Source organism: Haliscomenobacter sp. (assembly GCF_965225875.1).
GTDB lineage: Bacteria > Bacteroidota > Bacteroidia > Chitinophagales > Saprospiraceae > Haliscomenobacter.
In genome coordinates this window covers 123,759-139,372 of record NZ_CBDDBS010000001.1, presented here as the reverse complement: position 1 = coordinate 139,372, position 15,614 = coordinate 123,759, and the positions used below count along the sequence as shown (strand labels likewise).

The window sequence follows — 15,614 nt, the reverse complement described above, 5'->3', positions numbered from 1 at the left end:
GCGACTTACTCCGCAAACAATTGATTCATCTCCGCAAAAACCTTTCGGGGGTTTTCGGTCTGGCACTTGATCTTTTGCTTGTTTTTAACCTTGCGCAAGCCTTCAATAAGCACTTTTTCCCCGTCGCGTAAACCACTGGTTACCGCATACAAATGCGGCAACTCTGTGCCTACTGTGATTTGCCGGGAGTGCACAATACCTTTGTCATCAACTACGTAAAGGAATTTTTTATCCAGGATTTCAAAAGTGGCTTTCTGAGGAATCAGAAGGGAATTTTTTAGGACAACGGGCATAAGAACATTCCCGGTCTCACCATGGCGCAAAATCTTCTTGGGATTGGGGAAGGTGGCCCGGAAGGCAATATTACCCGTTTCATTGTCGAAGTCGGCCTCAATGGTTTCCACTTTGCCCCCTTCTTCAAACAGTTCATTGTTCGCCATGCGCAGTTTTACGTTCAGGGGGTTTTTGGACTTGGCTCTAGTGGCATAATCCAGGTACTCTGCTTCGGGCACGTTGAAGTACACCCACATTTTGCTGTTGTCGGAAAGAGTAGTCAAAAGTTCACCTTCATCGACCAGACTGCCCAAACGCACCTGGAAGCGGTCCATGATGCCATCAAAAGGGGCACGCACTTCGGTAAATCCCAAATGTGCCCTGGATAAAGCCAGTTCAGCCTTGGCCTTATCCAATTTTGCTTTGGCCAGGGCCAATTCATTTTTGGAAACGATGTTACTGTCAGCGAGGCTTTTGGTGTTTTGGTATTCGATTTCCACAAAATTCACCTCAGCCTGGGCTTTTTGGGTTTCAGCCTGATAAATGAGCGGCATGATCTGGAACATCAGTTGCCCTTTTTTTACAAACTGCCCTTCATCCACGTAGATGTTTTGGAGATAACCTTTTTCGAGGGCTCTGATTTCGATGTGTTGAATCGCCCGGATTTGACTTACGTAGTCTTTAAAAACCAAAGTGTCGAGGCGTAAAGGTACCGTGACTAAAAACGTAGCCTCTTCTTCAGTTTTATGCTGTTTCTTTTGGCAGCTGCTCAATACGGACAGAATGGCCAGGAAGAAGAAAATTGAGACCTTCTTCATACGGTGTTTATTTGTTTTGGATGATAGAATCGGCTTCTTAAGGAAGCATGGGACACAGGAATACTAGCCCAGTCAATGAGGGAATTGATGGGTTAAAAATCCAGAAAGGCAGTTGGAGATTAGGCTAAAAAACTTTTCCAGGAATGGTAGAGGATGAAGAGGAGTACAGACTTGCGGTTTAAGACGATTTGCCTTAAACTTTGAATGATAACCTGCTTAACCGCAATCTGATTTGGAAGCAAGGTGAAAGCAAATGCGTTTACAGAAGCCTCCAGGTTTTCATTTTCCTGATTGTCATCATCTATTTCTTCGAAAGTTTCGACAATAAGCGAAAGGCTGAAATTGGGAGGAAATTGCGTATGATTGGAGTGGAAAGATAGCGAAGAGTGGGGATGATGATTCCATACAAATCCTGCTGGTTCCTGAAACGAATAGAACCCTCCGCTTAAAAATAACGCTGTAACAACGCTTAGAATACTACATGCAACAGCCCTCAATAGGCTGTTTGGCTTAAAAACCCTCATAATTAGTTGGTTTGCCAGGATATCGGGTATAAATATAGGTAAATTGCTATTGAGAAACTATAGTTTTACTTCTTTTTTTAAATGCTTTACATTTATCGAGGCTTTGTTAACAAAAAACAGACTCATGATGCAGGAGTAACAGTTCGTCATCCCGAATTTTTGAAAAGTCAAACCTGGGCATAAACCTAATCGCTCCGCGGTTTGTCATCCCAAAAATTCGGGATGACGCATGTTATCCCTATCTGGATTTATTTTTTATCCACGATACTCGGCCAGTTCACATCCGCTTTTTTGATGTAACCAGGTTTATCTTCATTCCAGGTTTTTTGCACCTTCAAGCTGTAGTTTAAGTACAATTTGCCATCCACGATAGACCAGGCATCCGGGTCGATGCCCACGGCATAACCTCGTGATACCCCGTAAGCACAAAAACCACCGTATTGGGGTACATATTTTTCCGGGTTCTTTTTGAAGGTGTTCAGGTGGGCTTTGCTGGCAAAGTGGTAAACCGCCGACTCATATTTGAAGCTGAATTCATCCGATCCTTTGACGGGTTTGTGGTCTTCAAAATAGGCTACGGGGTCATAACCTTCAATGGCGATCTGGTTTTTGTCCACATTAACTTTGTGTTTGTCTTGTGCGGAAAGGCTAAGGACATTGACCAAAAGTCCCAGTACCAAAATGGATTGCAATAGTGTTTTCATTTTTTTGAATTTGGCAGTAAAACGGCTTAGCTCCCCCTCGTGGTTTAGGCGAATGGACAGAAAGCCTCCCAAATGTTTCTACGCGGACGAATTGGATATTTTTGCATTCGACTAGACCCTATATTCTGGATATTCAGACAATAGGTGATCTTTTTCAAGGTTAAAGCGTAGAACAATGGAGCAACATTCAATCGGATCATAGACTACGAATTTTATCCAAATGGCAGCATCTAATCCAAACCAGGAAGCAATAAGACTTCAAGAGCAATACAGTGGCAGTAAAAAATGGCTAAAATGGGGCCCCTATTTGAGTGAACGCCAATGGGGAACCGTACGGGAAGATTACAGTGAGCAGGGTAAGGTTTGGGAGCATTTTCCGCATGACCACGCCCGATCCCGAGTATACCGCTGGGGTGAAGACGGGATTGCGGGCATTTCGGACAACCTGTGCAATCTCTGCTTTGGCCTTGCCTTGTGGAATGGCAAAGACCCCATTTTGAAAGAAAGGCTCTTTGGCCTCAGCGGCCCGGAAGGCAATCACGGCGAAGACGTCAAGGAATTGTACTACTACCTCGACAGTACGCCGACGCACTCTTACATGAAACATCTGTATAAGTATACGCTTGAAGCATTCCCATATCAGGATTTGGTGCAGGTCAACCGTCAACGTTCCAAGGATGAACCAGAATTTGAGCTGCACGACTCTGCGGCATTCGACGAAGGGTGTTACTACGACGTCTATACCGAATACGCAAAAGCAGACGTAGAAGACATCTGCGTGCGCATTAGCGTCCAGGTGCGTGGCCACAAGCAAGGCCAACTTTCCCTGCTTCCAACGCTGTGGTTTCGCAATTTATGGTCTTTTGGACTCTTGGCAGAAAAGCCCATTATCCGGGTGGAGCATTCAGCGGAAGTGGTGCGTGCCCATCACCCCAAACTAGGCGATTATTACCTGTATTTTGATACCCCACAGCAATTGTTGTTTACCGAAAACGAAACCAATACCGAGCGAATTTTTGGAGTCCCCAATGCGAGTCCATTTGTCAAGGATGCTTTTCATCGGTCGGTGATTCAGGGCGATAATTTTCTGGAGGGCAATTCTTCCGGCACCAAATTTGCGCCACACTATCGCTTTGACCTCGTTCCTGGTGAAAAAGTGGAAATCAAGTTGCGTTTGACCAAAAAAGCGAATCTGGAAGATCCCCTTGGTTCATCCTATGCGACGACCTTCCAAGATAGAATTGCCGAAGCAGATGCTTTTTATGCCCCCTTCAAAAAAGGCGACAACGCAGATTTGGCCAACATCCAACGCCAGGCTTTTGCCGGGATGCTTTGGAGCAAACAGTATTACAACATCGACATCCCCCGTTGGCTCAATGGTGACCCCGGCACCCCGCCACCACCCCGCAGTCGCAAACACGGGCGCAATCACCATTGGAAAACCCTCAACAACGAAGACATCATTTCCATGCCCGACAAATGGGAGTACCCCTGGTACGCGGCCTGGGATCTGGCTTTCCATTGTGTACCCCTGGCGATGGTTGATGTCGAGTTTGCCAAACAACAGCTCATTTTGTTTTTGCGTGAGTGGTACATGCACCCCAACGGGCAACTCCCCGCCTACGAGTGGAATTTTGGGGATGTCAATCCTCCCGTACACGCCTGGGCTTGTTTGCAAATCTACAAAATGGACAAAGCCAGGAATGGCAATGACGACAAGGTTTTTCTCAAGCGGGTGTTTCAAAAACTGCTCATCAATTTTACCTGGTGGGTCAATCGCAAAGACCATCAGGGAAACAACGTTTTTGAAGGCGGATTCCTGGGACTGGACAACATCGGCGTTTTTGACCGCAGCAGCTTTATCCCTGGCGGCGGCTACCTGGAGCAAGCGGATGGTACCGCCTGGATGGCCATGTATTGCTTGAACATGCTGGAAATGGCGCTGATTTTGGGTGAAGACGATGTAGCTTTTGAAGACGTTGCGACTAAATTTTTTGAACATTTCACTTACATCGCTGCATCCCTGAACGACATCAGTGAACACTGGACGGGATCCTGGGACCCGGTGGAAGGTTTTTTTTACGACATCCTGGCTTTGCCTAACGGGGAGTTCATTCCAATGAAAATCAGGTCTTTGGTCGGTTTGACCACCCTCTTTGCCGTGATGGAACTGGATCGCGAAAAACTGAAAAAGCTTCCCAATTTTTACAATCGTTTGAAGTGGTTCCAAAAATACCGGGAAGCCAACCACGAGTACCTGGTGATTGACGAGTTGGAAGAGCATGGCAATATTTTGTTGTCATTGGTACCTAAGGATCGTTTGCTGCGTTTGCTGCATGCTTTATTTGATGAAAAGGAATTCCTGAGTAAAGGTGGCATTCGTTCGGTGTCCAAAATCCATAAAACGCCTTATGTAGTCAATATTGCTGGGCAGGAATTTGGGTTGACCTACGAGCCAGGAGAGTCTACCACGGGTTTGTTTGGCGGCAACTCCAATTGGCGCGGCCCGGTTTGGATGCCCATGAATTACCTGATCGGCCATTCTTTGCGGGCTTATGCCCAACATTATGGCGAAGGCCTTAAAGTGGAATTTCCTACTGGATCAGATCACTGGATTACCCTAGAGCAAGCAGCGGATGAGCTTTCCGGGCGACTGGTGTCCATTTTCCAACGCGACGAATCGGGCCAACGCCCGATACATGGGGAAAATGAGCGCTACAGCACCGACCCTCAGTTCCGCGATTTGGTGCTCTTTTATGAATATTTCCACGGGGATACCGCCCATGGCCTGGGCGCATCGCATCAAACTGGCTGGACGGGTTTGGTAGCTGAATTGATTGATAAATCTATGTGGTGAAATGTGTATTTTTAGCTCATAAACCAAAAATCCATGCAAAAATCTATCTTGATCACCGGTGCTTCTGGCAACCTTGGCCACGCCGTTCTCCAAAAGTTTGTCAATGAAGGATTTAAAGTATACGGAACTGATCGCTCAGCTTCCCCCAGAACTGATGCAGAAATTGGTGCAGTTGACCTGACCGATGAACAAGCCACTCAGGCTTACATTGAAGACATTTGTACAAAAAGCCCAAACCTGAATGCTGCGGTACTGCTGGTTGGAGGCTACGCTCCGGGAGGTTTGAAGGCTGCGGATGGCGCAGCTTTGCAACAAATGTACAAGCTAAATTTTGAAACGGCCTATTTCGTGGTACACGCACTTTTGCCCCATTTTGAAGCCAATGGGGGCGGGCATTTTGTATTGATCGGCTCGCGGGCAGCCCTGGATGCTCAGGCGGCCTTGTACAATGTGGCTTACGGTTTGTCCAAATCCTTGTTGATTGCGTTGGCCAACATCATCAATGCCTATGGGAAAGACAAGGGCATTCGGGCTTCAGTGATCGTGCCCAGCACCATCGATACGCCGCCCAACCGGGAAGCCATGCCAGATGCTGATTTTGAAAAATGGACCACACCTGAAGCCATTGCCGATAGCATCCATTATTTGTTCACCGAATCAGGGCAACATTTGCGGGAGACGGTTTTGAAAATTTACAACGAAGCTTAAATATTTGTAGATGTACTGGTTACAAATCCTGCTTTACGGAGTGTACGCCTACTTTGGTTTGGGGCTGATCTTTGGGCTCTGGTTTGTGTTCAAAGGGGCAGAGCAAATTGATGAAAACATGCACGGAGCGACTTGGCCAACCCGTTTGTTGCTCTTGCCCGCCTCCATCGCCTTGTGGGTAGTACTGCTCAATAAAGGTTTAAAACAAAAGAAACATGGTTCCTGAATTGCGCAAACGACATCGCATCATCTGGCAGATCGGCAGTGTTCTGCTCTGCCTGGGTTTTGCTGCGGCAATCTGGGTTTTGCCGCAACCAGTCACCCAGACACAAGCATTTCAGAAAATTGATCCACCCTTGCCTCGAATACTGGATACCCAGGAATCTGAGGAACTTACCATAAATCTTCGCGGGGACTCTACAATAGGCACACAATTGGAGTTCATCATCAAAAAACCTTTGGCGCAGCCAATGGCACAACTCTATTGGCAGTACACCTTCATCGGCGTACTGGGGTCAAAAGGAACCCAACGCTTTCCAATTTCCGGGACGCGCCTGGCCAAAGCACCCTATTTTTTACAAATTGTCAACCCCTTTGAAAAAACGGGCATCCAAAAATTCAACTTCAACCCATGAGTGTCAATTACACCTCCGTACAATGGAACCGCCAAAAACGGCGCTACGACCGCATCATGGGCGGGATCATGGTCTTATACTTGTTGACGTTCACCCTCTTGCAATTGGTCTTTTATCCCTTGATTAGCCCTGAAACCCTGATCATTCGGGCTACTGGCACCCTGGCCTTTATCATGCTGCAATTCATTTTGTGCATTGGGCCCTTGGCGCGTTTGGATCGCCGCTTTTTGCCCTTGTTGTACAATCGACGGCATCTGGGTGTAACTACCTTTTTGATTGGGGCAGTACATGGGGTTTTTAATACCATCCAGTTTCACAGCCTGGGCTATGTGGATCCGATTTTTTCGGTATTTGCATCCAATACCCATTATGGCTCTTTGCAGGATTTCCCTTTTCAGGTTCTGGGCTTTTTCGCCCTGCTGATTTTGTTTTTGATGGCGGCCACCAGTCATGATTTTTGGCTAAAAAACCTGAGTCCACGTTGGTGGAAGAGCCTGCACATGCTGGTGTATCTGGCCTATGGCCTGCTGGTTTTTCACGTGATGTTGGGGGTGATTCAATTGGAGCAGTCGCCCATCTGGATCGGCTTTGTTGGTTTTGGCCTGTTCACCCTGGTTTCGCTGCATTTGATGGCGGCAGGGGTAGAGAAAAAACGCCTGCAGGAGCAAATGGATAAACCGGCAGTAGGAGAGGGGTACTATCAGGTGTGTTCAGCGGAGGATATTCCTGAAAACCGGGCGAAAATAGTCTATCTGGAAGGCCAAAACATCGCGGTATTCCGTTACAATGGCAAGGTGTCGGCGGTCAACAACATTTGCCGCCACCAGCATGGCCCAATCGGCGAGGGGAAAATTGTCGATGGTTGCATCACCTGTCCCTGGCATGGCTACCAATATCTGCCGCAAAATGGGCAATCTCCACCTCCGTTTACCGAAAAACTGGAGACCTACGATGTGAAAATTGTCGATGGTATGGTTTGGGTCAACCCAAGCCCGTATCCCGAAGGAACCGAACGCCCTGCGGCGATTATTCAAGTCTAAATGAGTAATCAGATGAACGAAGAATTTTACATCGGCTGGCAAGACAAAGCGCCGAAAAGTTATGGCCAATGGGTCAAATACGTGGTCTGGACTCTGGTGGTTTTAGTCCCAGCCATAGCCGGAATTCTGGTGCTCAACCAACGCCGGTTTATCCCCTCCAAATACGAAATCGCTCGCTACCGCACCTTGGAGGGCATTTTGATCACTGAACCCATTCCTTGTTTAAAAATCCCCCTGGGAAAGGATTTACAAGGGCTTCCTCATTTTCAACGCATTTTATTGATTGGAATGGGCAAAAAAAGCGCCAACCCTGCACTCGAAGCTTTGGCCCAAAAAACCGGGACAACCCTGATGGGTAAAGGGATCCGACTGAAAGGTAAATTGATTTATTACGATGGGGTAGTGGCCTTTGAATTGGGGCCCGAAAAGGAGTTGTTCCAGGGTTTTTCCAAGCTGGAGGATGTTGCTTCAACCCCTGTTCAATTGGACAAAGCCACTTTGCGCGGTGAAATCCTCGACCCCAAATGTTACCTCGGAGTGATGCGCCCTGGGGAGGGGAAGCCGCACCGCTCTTGCGCCATTCGTTGTTTGGCTGGCGGGATTCCGGCATTTTTTAAGGCCAAAACCAGCAATGGCGAGCAGCAATATTGTTTTGTGTTGGACCAGGATGGTCGGCCCATCAATGATAAACTGGCGCCTTACGTGGCGGATGAGGTACAGATTTGTGGGGTTGTAGAGCAGTGGGACAATTGGTATGTTGTAAAAGCGGAGGAATATAAGCAGTTGATGCCGTATTGGGGGAAGGGGATGGTGATGTGTAGGTGAGGGGCGAGTAACAAGGGTTGATGTTTAATTGAACATCAACCCTCATTACGAAAATTTTTTATCCGCGATAAACACCGTTTACTTGGTTTTATTAAACATATATCGAGCTATTTTCCATTGCCCATTTTCCTTTTGGAGCACAAACAATTCTCTGTTTTCTTCTGGAACGGTTTCCCCTGTGGCATGAATCAAAGTGGTGCCTTTTGAGGTGGTTCGGGCAAACGCAATATCGCCGTGTACCTCAATTTCGTCAATAAAAAATTCAATTTTCAATTGGATGGAATTAAAAACAAAATCGTAAGCACCTTTAACTTGGTCTTGCCCCACTGAGGTCGGGGCATTTGAGGGCATAAAAACGCCGGTTGCTGTATAAAGTGGTAAAACTTTGTCTGTATTCGATGCGTTCAGGGCATCCCGATAAGTGAAAAGCAATTTCTCAATTGCAGCTTTTTCATTGTCCATTTCCATTTTGTTTTGATTATTGACAGAATTTTGATTGTCCACTTTGCTTTGACAAGCGGTTAAAAGAAACAGCATTGTCAGAAGTACAGGTGAAATTTTCATTTTTGCATTTTTTTAGATTACAATGCAAAGGTAGGCCGACCTGCAAAGTGGAACCTATGAAGTATTTTAAGAAATGGACTTAATGTAGTTTAAGGGTAGCTCTATTTTACGGAGTAGTATTTCATGATTTTACGCCTCAATTTTTTTGCTTGTATATTACTCTCACTCATTTGATCTTCAATTTTCTTAAATTGTGAACTGCGTGGAAAACTGCGTTGGGAAGGAGATTTAGACCAAATCCGGCAATAATTTATTGCTTCTACAAATGCCTTTCCGCATGATAACTCGAGCGTACCAGAGGTCCACTCTCCACAAATTTAAATCCCTTGCTCAAACCCACCTCCTTGTACAACGCAAACACATCCGGGTGGATGAATTCCGCTACCGCAATGTGCATTTGGGTAGGCTGTAAGTACTGCCCAATGGTGAGCACATCGCAGCCGTGCGCTACGAGGTCATCCATAATTTTGAACACTTCTTCCTGTGTTTCACCCAGACCAACCATGATGCCCGACTTGGTGCGTTTACCGTAGTCTTTGGTGCGCTGGATTTGTTCCAGGCTACGCTGGTATTTGGCTTGAGGGCGTACCTTGCGGTAGAGGCGCTCTACGGTTTCCATGTTGTGCGATACTACCTCCTGGCCAGCGGAGATCATCCGCTCTAGGGCTTCCCAATTGGCTTTGGTATCGGGGATGAGCGTTTCTATAGTGGTGGAAGGTGAAGCTTCTTTGACCAGGCGAACGGTTTGGTGCCAGATTTCGGCGCCCCGATCAGCCAGCTCGTCGCGGTTGACGGAAGTGATGACCGCGTGTTTGACCTGCATGAGCACGATGGCTTCGGCTACGCGGCGGGGCTCATCGGCGTCGTATTCGTTGGGCCGGCCCGTTTTTACAGCGCAAAAAGAACAAGAGCGGGTACAAGTATTGCCCAGGATCATAAAAGTAGCCGTACCTTCACCCCAACATTCACCCATGTTCGGGCAATTGCCACTTTGGCAAATGGTGTGTAGCTTGTACTCGTCGACCAAAGAGCGCACTTTTTTATAATTCTCGCCCATGGGTAGTTTGACCCGCAACCAGTCTGGTTTGCGCGTCCGGGTAGGTTCAGTACTTTCCTTGCTGACAACAGGTAATTCAACCATGGTTCTTCTCCGCTTTTACACGCTGCAAAATTGAGATAAATTCCAGAATAGTACAGCAAAAAGCGGGAAAATGTTTTGAATGTGGGAGGAAATCGGGGTAACGCACCGTAGAGACGCACGGCCGTGCGTCTTTTTGCATTTGGTACAAGCCTGGAGACGCACGGCCGTGCATCTCTACAATCCGGCATCATCCGTCATTTTTTAAATTGACGGATCCAAATATCTTGAAAGTGAATAAAGAATAGTAGGCTTACCAGACTGAGCGGATAGGGTAGTTTTTAACCAAAACAGCCGAGTCTTTTACCATATTTTTTTGCCATGTATTTTTGTTCCAGAGCAGCAATTCCCCAGATTCGAAAAATCTTTCTTCAGCTTCTCCCTCGGGCGTTGGGGTCATGCTGTGTTCGATGCTGCGGCGCACCAGGTCTTTGTTGCCGTCTCCATTGTAGTCGAAAAGCCAGGAGCCAATCAGTACTTGGCCACCTTCGCCACCGTACCATTCACCCACGGTAAAACGATCAGTGAAGCGCTGGCTTTGTTTGTCAAAAAGTAAAAGGGACTGGTGTTTGAACCAATTTTGGGTAAGGTGTACCAAACAGCCATCGTAACGTTCATTTAGCGAAAAGCGCTGCAAGGCCACCACCGTACTCGAAGTAGAATCAACAATATAGTCCACTGGCTGCATCAAAGCCCCGAGGGTTTTGAAAAACAAGAGGGTCGGAATGGTGTCTCCAGAAATGGCCTCATCCGGTAGCTCTAAATGGGTGGTATCGCTCAGCGTAGCTGTTGGGAAATAACTGAGTAGGGCAGCCTCAGGAGTAGAAGTGGGGCGGGTACAAGCTGCCAATAGACCAAGTACAAGTAAAGCGGCGGAGAAAGAACGATGGGACATGTGGTATAGGATTAGGTGAAAGAACCTGATGGCAATAGACAGTATTCAAAAAACCGTCGTTTTTCCTTCAGCATCCAAAAAAGCCCGACAAGTATCAGCAATGGTTTTGTCGATCGCTGTGTATTCAAATTGCAACTGTTTTTTTGATTTTTCATTTTCAAAAACCAATTCAAGTGCCGCCTGACGCAAATTCTCTTTGGTAACCAGTGGTGGTTTTCTGGTAAAAAAGGCTGGGATTTTTGCCAACCGCCAGGCCAATTCGCGAAGCAAAGGTGTAATCATGATATTGGGCACGGGCACCCGAAACTCCTGAGTAATGGCCTTGAAAAACTCCTGATAAGTCAGTTCACCCGCATTGGCAATGAAACGCTCTTCATTGACGTCACTTTTGGCCAAAACCAACAACATTCGGGCGACATCCCGCACATCAACCATACTGATTTTACCAGGAGGGACAAAACGAAAACCCCGGTGGAGAGCTGGAAAAAACTGCCCGGTACCTTCGTGCCAACGCCCGGCACCAATGACTACCCCTGGGTTGACGATGGCTGCATTCAGCCCTTCGGCAATTCCGCGCCACACCTCCTGTTCGCCCAAAAATTTACTGAGCCCATATTCGGTGTTGTAAGGGCTGGCCTGGTAAATGTTCTTTTCATTTACGACTTGATTGGGCTTGGTGCGACCAACCGCGGCAATCGAACTTACATGCAATAATTTTTCTACCCCTTCATCCAAGCAGGCATTGACGATATGCGCAGTTCCTTCAACATTGACCGCATGCATTTTTGCGCGGTCTTTCTCTTCAAAAGAAATGATCGCAGCAACGTGGAAAACCCATTTTTTGCCTCGGATGCCTTCAGCCAAACTAAAAGGGTCGTTGAGTTCACCTTCGATCCACTGGATGCGGTCGGCAAAATCGCTGGCGAGATCAAAATTGCTGTTGCGCCGGCGCAGCGCAGTGATATCGGTATAACCTTGCTCCAACAAATGTCGAATCAGGTAAGAACCTACAAATCCTGTACCGCCTGTTACAAAAATGGACATAATTACAGGGAAAGAAATGGATAAATAAGGAATTAGGGAATGAGCATTTCGTCCATTCCCTAATTTCCAACAGGCTGTTTAACGTTTTTTGTTTGAACAGCTTAGCATTAATTCTTGGTCAACGTCATGGTGTACGCCGCTACAGCTTTGATTTTGTCTTTGTCAAGCAAAGCTTTAAAACTAGCCATGTTGTTGCGGCCATTGGTGATGACTTTGATGCGTTCGTCCAATTTTAGTTTGGATTCAACAAAATTGGCCGCACCAGATACGCCCATGTCGCCACGCAAACCATGACAGGTTACGCAGTACTGCTTGTAGATCTTCTCCCCATCAGGTTTTTTGGGCTGCACATTATCCACAGTCATGTTGGAGAAAAGCAAGATCATTGCCAAAAGCGATCCAAATGCCAGTAACTTTCTCATCGCGTCGGTTTTTTTAAATAGAGAAATGCGGTTGCAAGGTAAAAAATTTCGCGGCAAAGCGCTGCCTTGAAGAAAAATTCTCAAGACACTTTTATGACGCAAAATTACTCACAAGTCAGGTTCTATAACGTTAAGGTCGTCCTAAAATGGCTATTGTTCGTGTTAATGATCTTTAAACATTTGCCAATGGTTCATCATTTGAACAACAAATAGGCATTGGGATCGAGTTTGATGTCTTTTGGGGCACTGGCCAGGGGGAAGCGGAATTGTTCCTGGCTTTTGTTTATGGGTAATGTTTTTTCCAAAACCAGCTTTTTGTTCTCGTCCAAAAAATGAACATCCAGCGGAAAACTAAATGGAGTTGCCTGGACTTGTTGCACGCTTACTTCCAGCTCTTTTTTACTTGCATCGTATTTCCAGTCCACTTTTAATTCGGGCTGACCAGCCTGAAAAACCCATTGTTTAAAAAAGGTCGCCAGCGATTTACCCGAGGCTTCTTCCATCACTTTTTGCAAATCGGAAGTAAGTGCATTGCTGCCCTGGTACTTTTGATAATAGGCTCGATAGCCTTTCCAAAAGGCGGCATCGCCAATCTCGTGGCGCAACATGTGCAATACCCAGGAGCCTTTTTGGTACGAATTGGTATTGAGTACCGTGTTGATGTCGGTCACGGTGGTGTCTACGATGGGAGCCAGCTTGCGCTCGGCATAACGCACTACGGTGAAGCGGTCTTTGCGCATGCGTTCGGCCAGGGAGGCTGCACCGTACTTGGCTTCGTGGTAAAGGTGGGTGCTGTAGGTTGCAAAACCCTCACTCAGCCAAACGTGGTACCAGTTGGCCTCCGAAGCCGAGTTGCCAAACCACTGGTGGGCAATTTCGTGGGCAATCAAATCTTCGCGTTCCTTTTTGCCATTCACCGAATTTTCGAAGTAAAAAATATTGCTGGCGTTTTCCATGCCGCCATAGCGGGTTTTGGATTGTACGTTGGCCAATTTGCGGTAGGGATAAGGGGCGATGTTTTTGTGAAACCATTCCAATACCTCCACGGCCTGGCTGTAATCAGCAAAACCCTCCGCACGGTTGTCTGGAAAAACCCAGGAACTGACCTGAATGCCTTGAACTTCCCCGGCAAGCTGCACCGCAAAAGGGGCCACCCCAATGACCATTACTTTGGTGGGTAGCAAAACCGTTTCTTTCCAATGGGTACGCCGTAAGCCGCCGTCCAGGTTGCTTTCTTCAATCTGGATGCCATTGCCAACTACCTGATAATGATCGGGCGCTGTAACGATGAATTCTACCGAAGCCTTATCCGAAGGGTGATCCACGGTCGGCAACCAATGGTGGGCACGATTGGGCCAATTGTCGCCAAAAAAAGTGCGATCACCAAACTTGTTGGCATCGATGATCAGGCCGTCGGTAGGGATGCCAGCGTATTGGACACTTACCGTGATGCTTTCTCCCGCCGGGATGGTATTGGGCAGGGTGATGTTCAAACGGTCATTGCTATGGCTGAATTTTAGGGCTGCATTGCTGAAACTCACGGCGTTGACCTCCATGCCTTTACCCGATTTGGCATTGGTCAAATCCAGTGCAAAACTGTTGCCTGCTTGTTTGAAGCGCAGGGTGATTTCGGCCAGGCCTTCGATGCGGTCGGTATCGTCTTTGAGTGTAAGGCTAAAGCGGTAATGTTGCACATCAATGCTGTTGATCTGGGGATTGTAGGCGGGGGATTGGGCGGTGAGGACTGTTGAAATGAACAGAAGGAGAAAAATGCTGGTTAGAGACTTCATAAATTTGATTTTTGAAGCCTGAATTTAGTAGGAAACATTAATTATTTGCCTAAAAAATCGCACTGAGCCCCAACCCCAACCAATTGCCCCGCCGGATGGCCCCTACATTGACTTGGGTAAAATAGTCATTTACAGTTGCACCGTTGCCAGCTGCCCCTGGATTGCCTTCGCGCCAGGTATAATGGAGCAGCAGTTTCAGGCGCCGTTCCTGCAAATGCCAGTTGATGCCTGCATCGTAGGTTGTTTCCGTGCCCGATGAAGAGCGCACTGCTAGGGCGTCGGCTTGGCCTTCCAAATCTGGTGCTCCTCTAAATCTAGCAAACATAAAGATTGGCTCAACGAAGTATTTTTTGCCTAAAATTAAATTGTACCCCGCTCGAATATGCCCAAAAGTTGACCGATAGGCGAAAATTCTCGATCTATTGTCTCTTTCGGAACGTCTTGCTGTTTCATGAATTTCCGCATCAAAATTAAGTCCTCCAAAATTGAGTAATACATCTGTGCCAACTGATGAAGAGCTTTTAAACAGGTCTGATTTTCCTTGACTTGAATAATCTAAAGCTATTGAAACTCCTTTACGTTTATTGAAAAAATTATTGTTGTAAGCAATACCATACTGTTTCATTTCAGGAGTTCCAATAGATAATACAGCTCTTCCTGTTATTAATGGAGAAAATTGACTTCCCACTGAATTTCCATTGTTGTAAGAATAAGCGGGATTGAACATGCCAATATTGTAGTTTAATACCAAGTTTTGATTTTGATTCATGAGTAATCCGCCTACATTAACCCCAACCGAACGCCCCGATCCAACTCCTACTAAATGTTGACGAAGATAGTTTTGAGTCAAGGCTTTTTCCATGCTAGCCACCTGCCAGGCTGCAGTAATACTTTCTCGACCAATTTGGGGTCTGAAAAAACCTGCCACTACGAACATTTTTTCACTTTTGGACTTAAGTCGCCATTCCAAAAAAGCATCAAAAATTCCTACGCTTGGGATCGCCCCATTGTTTCCTGCACCAAAAATGCCACTTTGTACATCCCGACCAATGGCATCGAAGGAAAAAATGACTGTCCCTTTAAGGTTGTCATAGGGTTGCATACGAAACCCAATGCGCGTGCGGCGCAATAAAAAATTCAAGCGGTCATCAACCTTATCATAAACCTTAGTTTGGGTATTGAATACTTGTTGATTGGTGCTGTAAACACTCCACAATTGGAATTGGGCAAATGGCTCTAACTTGAAACCTTCCTTGTTTTTTAAAAAACCTTTAAATCCTTCTTGTGCCAGCAAGTTGCCGCTAAAAGGCAATAAAAAAACAAGAAAATACAACCCAAGGTGCCTAACCCGAGGGTATTCACTATCGATCATAATCC

The 15,614-nt window shown here is 46.6% G+C and carries 16 protein-coding genes; 6 read left to right on the top strand and 10 right to left on the bottom strand.

Going from position 1 to position 15,614, the window contains the following annotated elements:
* Positions 1 to 5: 5 nt before the first annotated feature.
* From ACO08K_RS00525 to ACO08K_RS00515, 3 genes are all read right to left on the bottom strand, one after another.
* On the bottom strand, positions 6 to 1,091 hold the full coding sequence (locus ACO08K_RS00525) for an efflux RND transporter periplasmic adaptor subunit (RefSeq protein WP_421794426.1): 1,086 nt from the start codon (positions 1,089 to 1,091) through the stop codon (positions 6 to 8).
* 119 nt (positions 1,092 to 1,210) lie between these two features.
* Positions 1,211 to 1,615 (bottom strand): hypothetical protein, encoded by a 405-nt coding sequence (locus ACO08K_RS00520; RefSeq protein ID WP_421794425.1) that lies wholly within the window; start codon positions 1,613 to 1,615, stop codon positions 1,211 to 1,213.
* Between the two features lie 248 nt (positions 1,616 to 1,863).
* Positions 1,864 to 2,319, bottom strand: a complete 456-nt coding sequence (locus ACO08K_RS00515; RefSeq protein ID WP_421794424.1) for a YHS domain-containing (seleno)protein — start codon at positions 2,317 to 2,319, stop codon at positions 1,864 to 1,866.
* 220 nt (positions 2,320 to 2,539) lie between these two features.
* On the opposite strand from ACO08K_RS00515, the gene ACO08K_RS00510 reads away from it, so the two are divergent.
* The 6 genes from ACO08K_RS00510 to ACO08K_RS00485 are packed head-to-tail and all read left to right on the top strand — an operon-like array spanning position 2,540 to position 8,384.
* Entirely contained in the window at positions 2,540 to 5,176 is a 2,637-nt protein-coding gene (locus tag ACO08K_RS00510; protein ID WP_421794423.1) for an MGH1-like glycoside hydrolase domain-containing protein, read from the top strand.
* Positions 5,177 to 5,209: 33 nt separating this feature from the next.
* The gene (locus ACO08K_RS00505; protein WP_421794422.1) at positions 5,210 to 5,884 is read left to right on the top strand and encodes an SDR family NAD(P)-dependent oxidoreductase; all 675 of its coding nucleotides are present in this window, start codon (positions 5,210 to 5,212) and stop codon (positions 5,882 to 5,884) included.
* Positions 5,885 to 5,894: 10 nt separating this feature from the next.
* Complete coding sequence (locus tag ACO08K_RS00500) at positions 5,895 to 6,110, top strand: hypothetical protein (RefSeq protein ID WP_421794421.1); 216 nt, start codon at positions 5,895 to 5,897, stop codon at positions 6,108 to 6,110.
* Positions 6,100 to 6,519, top strand: coding sequence for a hypothetical protein (locus ACO08K_RS00495; RefSeq protein ID WP_421794420.1), 420 nt, complete (start codon positions 6,100 to 6,102; stop codon positions 6,517 to 6,519). Before ACO08K_RS00500 ends, ACO08K_RS00495 begins: the two co-directional genes overlap by 11 nt.
* The gene (locus tag ACO08K_RS00490; RefSeq protein ID WP_421794419.1) at positions 6,516 to 7,559 is read left to right on the top strand and encodes a Rieske 2Fe-2S domain-containing protein; all 1,044 of its coding nucleotides are present in this window, start codon (positions 6,516 to 6,518) and stop codon (positions 7,557 to 7,559) included. The genes ACO08K_RS00495 and ACO08K_RS00490 overlap by 4 nt, the downstream gene beginning before the upstream one ends.
* A gap of 12 nt (positions 7,560 to 7,571) precedes the next feature.
* Positions 7,572 to 8,384 carry a hypothetical protein gene (locus ACO08K_RS00485; protein ID WP_421794418.1) on the top strand — a complete coding sequence of 271 codons (813 nt, stop codon included), beginning with the start codon at positions 7,572 to 7,574 and terminating at the stop codon, positions 8,382 to 8,384.
* A 78-nt stretch (positions 8,385 to 8,462) separates the two neighbouring features.
* Here ACO08K_RS00485 and ACO08K_RS00480 read toward each other — a convergent pair whose 3' ends face one another.
* The 7 genes from ACO08K_RS00480 to ACO08K_RS00450 form a co-directional block, all read right to left on the bottom strand.
* Positions 8,463 to 8,948 carry a YybH family protein gene (locus ACO08K_RS00480; RefSeq protein ID WP_421794417.1) on the bottom strand — a complete coding sequence of 162 codons (486 nt, stop codon included), beginning with the start codon at positions 8,946 to 8,948 and terminating at the stop codon, positions 8,463 to 8,465.
* A gap of 259 nt (positions 8,949 to 9,207) precedes the next feature.
* Positions 9,208 to 10,089 (bottom strand): lipoyl synthase, encoded by an 882-nt coding sequence (gene lipA / locus ACO08K_RS00475; RefSeq protein WP_421794416.1) that lies wholly within the window; start codon positions 10,087 to 10,089, stop codon positions 9,208 to 9,210.
* 250 nt (positions 10,090 to 10,339) lie between these two features.
* Positions 10,340 to 10,981, bottom strand: coding sequence for a hypothetical protein (locus ACO08K_RS00470; RefSeq protein ID WP_421794415.1), 642 nt, complete (start codon positions 10,979 to 10,981; stop codon positions 10,340 to 10,342).
* Between the two features lie 45 nt (positions 10,982 to 11,026).
* The gene (locus ACO08K_RS00465) at positions 11,027 to 12,025 is read right to left on the bottom strand and encodes an NAD-dependent epimerase/dehydratase family protein (protein ID WP_421794414.1); all 999 of its coding nucleotides are present in this window, start codon (positions 12,023 to 12,025) and stop codon (positions 11,027 to 11,029) included.
* A 107-nt stretch (positions 12,026 to 12,132) separates the two neighbouring features.
* Complete coding sequence (locus ACO08K_RS00460) at positions 12,133 to 12,447, bottom strand: c-type cytochrome (RefSeq protein ID WP_421794413.1); 315 nt, start codon at positions 12,445 to 12,447, stop codon at positions 12,133 to 12,135.
* A gap of 194 nt (positions 12,448 to 12,641) precedes the next feature.
* On the bottom strand, positions 12,642 to 14,237 hold the full coding sequence (locus ACO08K_RS00455; RefSeq protein WP_421794412.1) for a M1 family aminopeptidase: 1,596 nt from the start codon (positions 14,235 to 14,237) through the stop codon (positions 12,642 to 12,644).
* A gap of 49 nt (positions 14,238 to 14,286) precedes the next feature.
* Entirely contained in the window at positions 14,287 to 15,609 is a 1,323-nt protein-coding gene (locus ACO08K_RS00450; protein WP_421794411.1) for a hypothetical protein, read from the bottom strand.
* Positions 15,610 to 15,614: the final 5 nt, after the last annotated feature.

Coding starts and splice junctions, on each gene's coding strand:
- ACO08K_RS00510 (WP_421794423.1), top strand. CDS start 2,540: ATGGCAGCATCTAATCCAAACCAGGAAGCAATAAGACTTCAAGAGCAA.
- ACO08K_RS00485 (WP_421794418.1), top strand. CDS start 7,572: ATGAACGAAGAATTTTACATCGGCTGGCAAGACAAAGCGCCGAAAAGT.
- ACO08K_RS00465 (WP_421794414.1), bottom strand. CDS start 12,025: ATGTCCATTTTTGTAACAGGCGGTACAGGATTTGTAGGTTCTTACCTG.
- lipA (WP_421794416.1), bottom strand. CDS start 10,089: ATGGTTGAATTACCTGTTGTCAGCAAGGAAAGTACTGAACCTACCCGG.
- ACO08K_RS00460 (WP_421794413.1), bottom strand. CDS start 12,447: ATGAGAAAGTTACTGGCATTTGGATCGCTTTTGGCAATGATCTTGCTT.
- ACO08K_RS00450 (WP_421794411.1), bottom strand. CDS start 15,609: ATGATCGATAGTGAATACCCTCGGGTTAGGCACCTTGGGTTGTATTTT.
- ACO08K_RS00455 (WP_421794412.1), bottom strand. CDS start 14,237: ATGAAGTCTCTAACCAGCATTTTTCTCCTTCTGTTCATTTCAACAGTC.
- ACO08K_RS00480 (WP_421794417.1), bottom strand. CDS start 8,948: ATGAAAATTTCACCTGTACTTCTGACAATGCTGTTTCTTTTAACCGCT.
- ACO08K_RS00520 (WP_421794425.1), bottom strand. CDS start 1,615: ATGAGGGTTTTTAAGCCAAACAGCCTATTGAGGGCTGTTGCATGTAGT.
- ACO08K_RS00500 (WP_421794421.1), top strand. CDS start 5,895: ATGTACTGGTTACAAATCCTGCTTTACGGAGTGTACGCCTACTTTGGT.
- ACO08K_RS00515 (WP_421794424.1), bottom strand. CDS start 2,319: ATGAAAACACTATTGCAATCCATTTTGGTACTGGGACTTTTGGTCAAT.
- ACO08K_RS00505 (WP_421794422.1), top strand. CDS start 5,210: ATGCAAAAATCTATCTTGATCACCGGTGCTTCTGGCAACCTTGGCCAC.
- ACO08K_RS00470 (WP_421794415.1), bottom strand. CDS start 10,981: ATGTCCCATCGTTCTTTCTCCGCCGCTTTACTTGTACTTGGTCTATTG.
- ACO08K_RS00495 (WP_421794420.1), top strand. CDS start 6,100: ATGGTTCCTGAATTGCGCAAACGACATCGCATCATCTGGCAGATCGGC.
- ACO08K_RS00525 (WP_421794426.1), bottom strand. CDS start 1,091: ATGAAGAAGGTCTCAATTTTCTTCTTCCTGGCCATTCTGTCCGTATTG.
- ACO08K_RS00490 (WP_421794419.1), top strand. CDS start 6,516: ATGAGTGTCAATTACACCTCCGTACAATGGAACCGCCAAAAACGGCGC.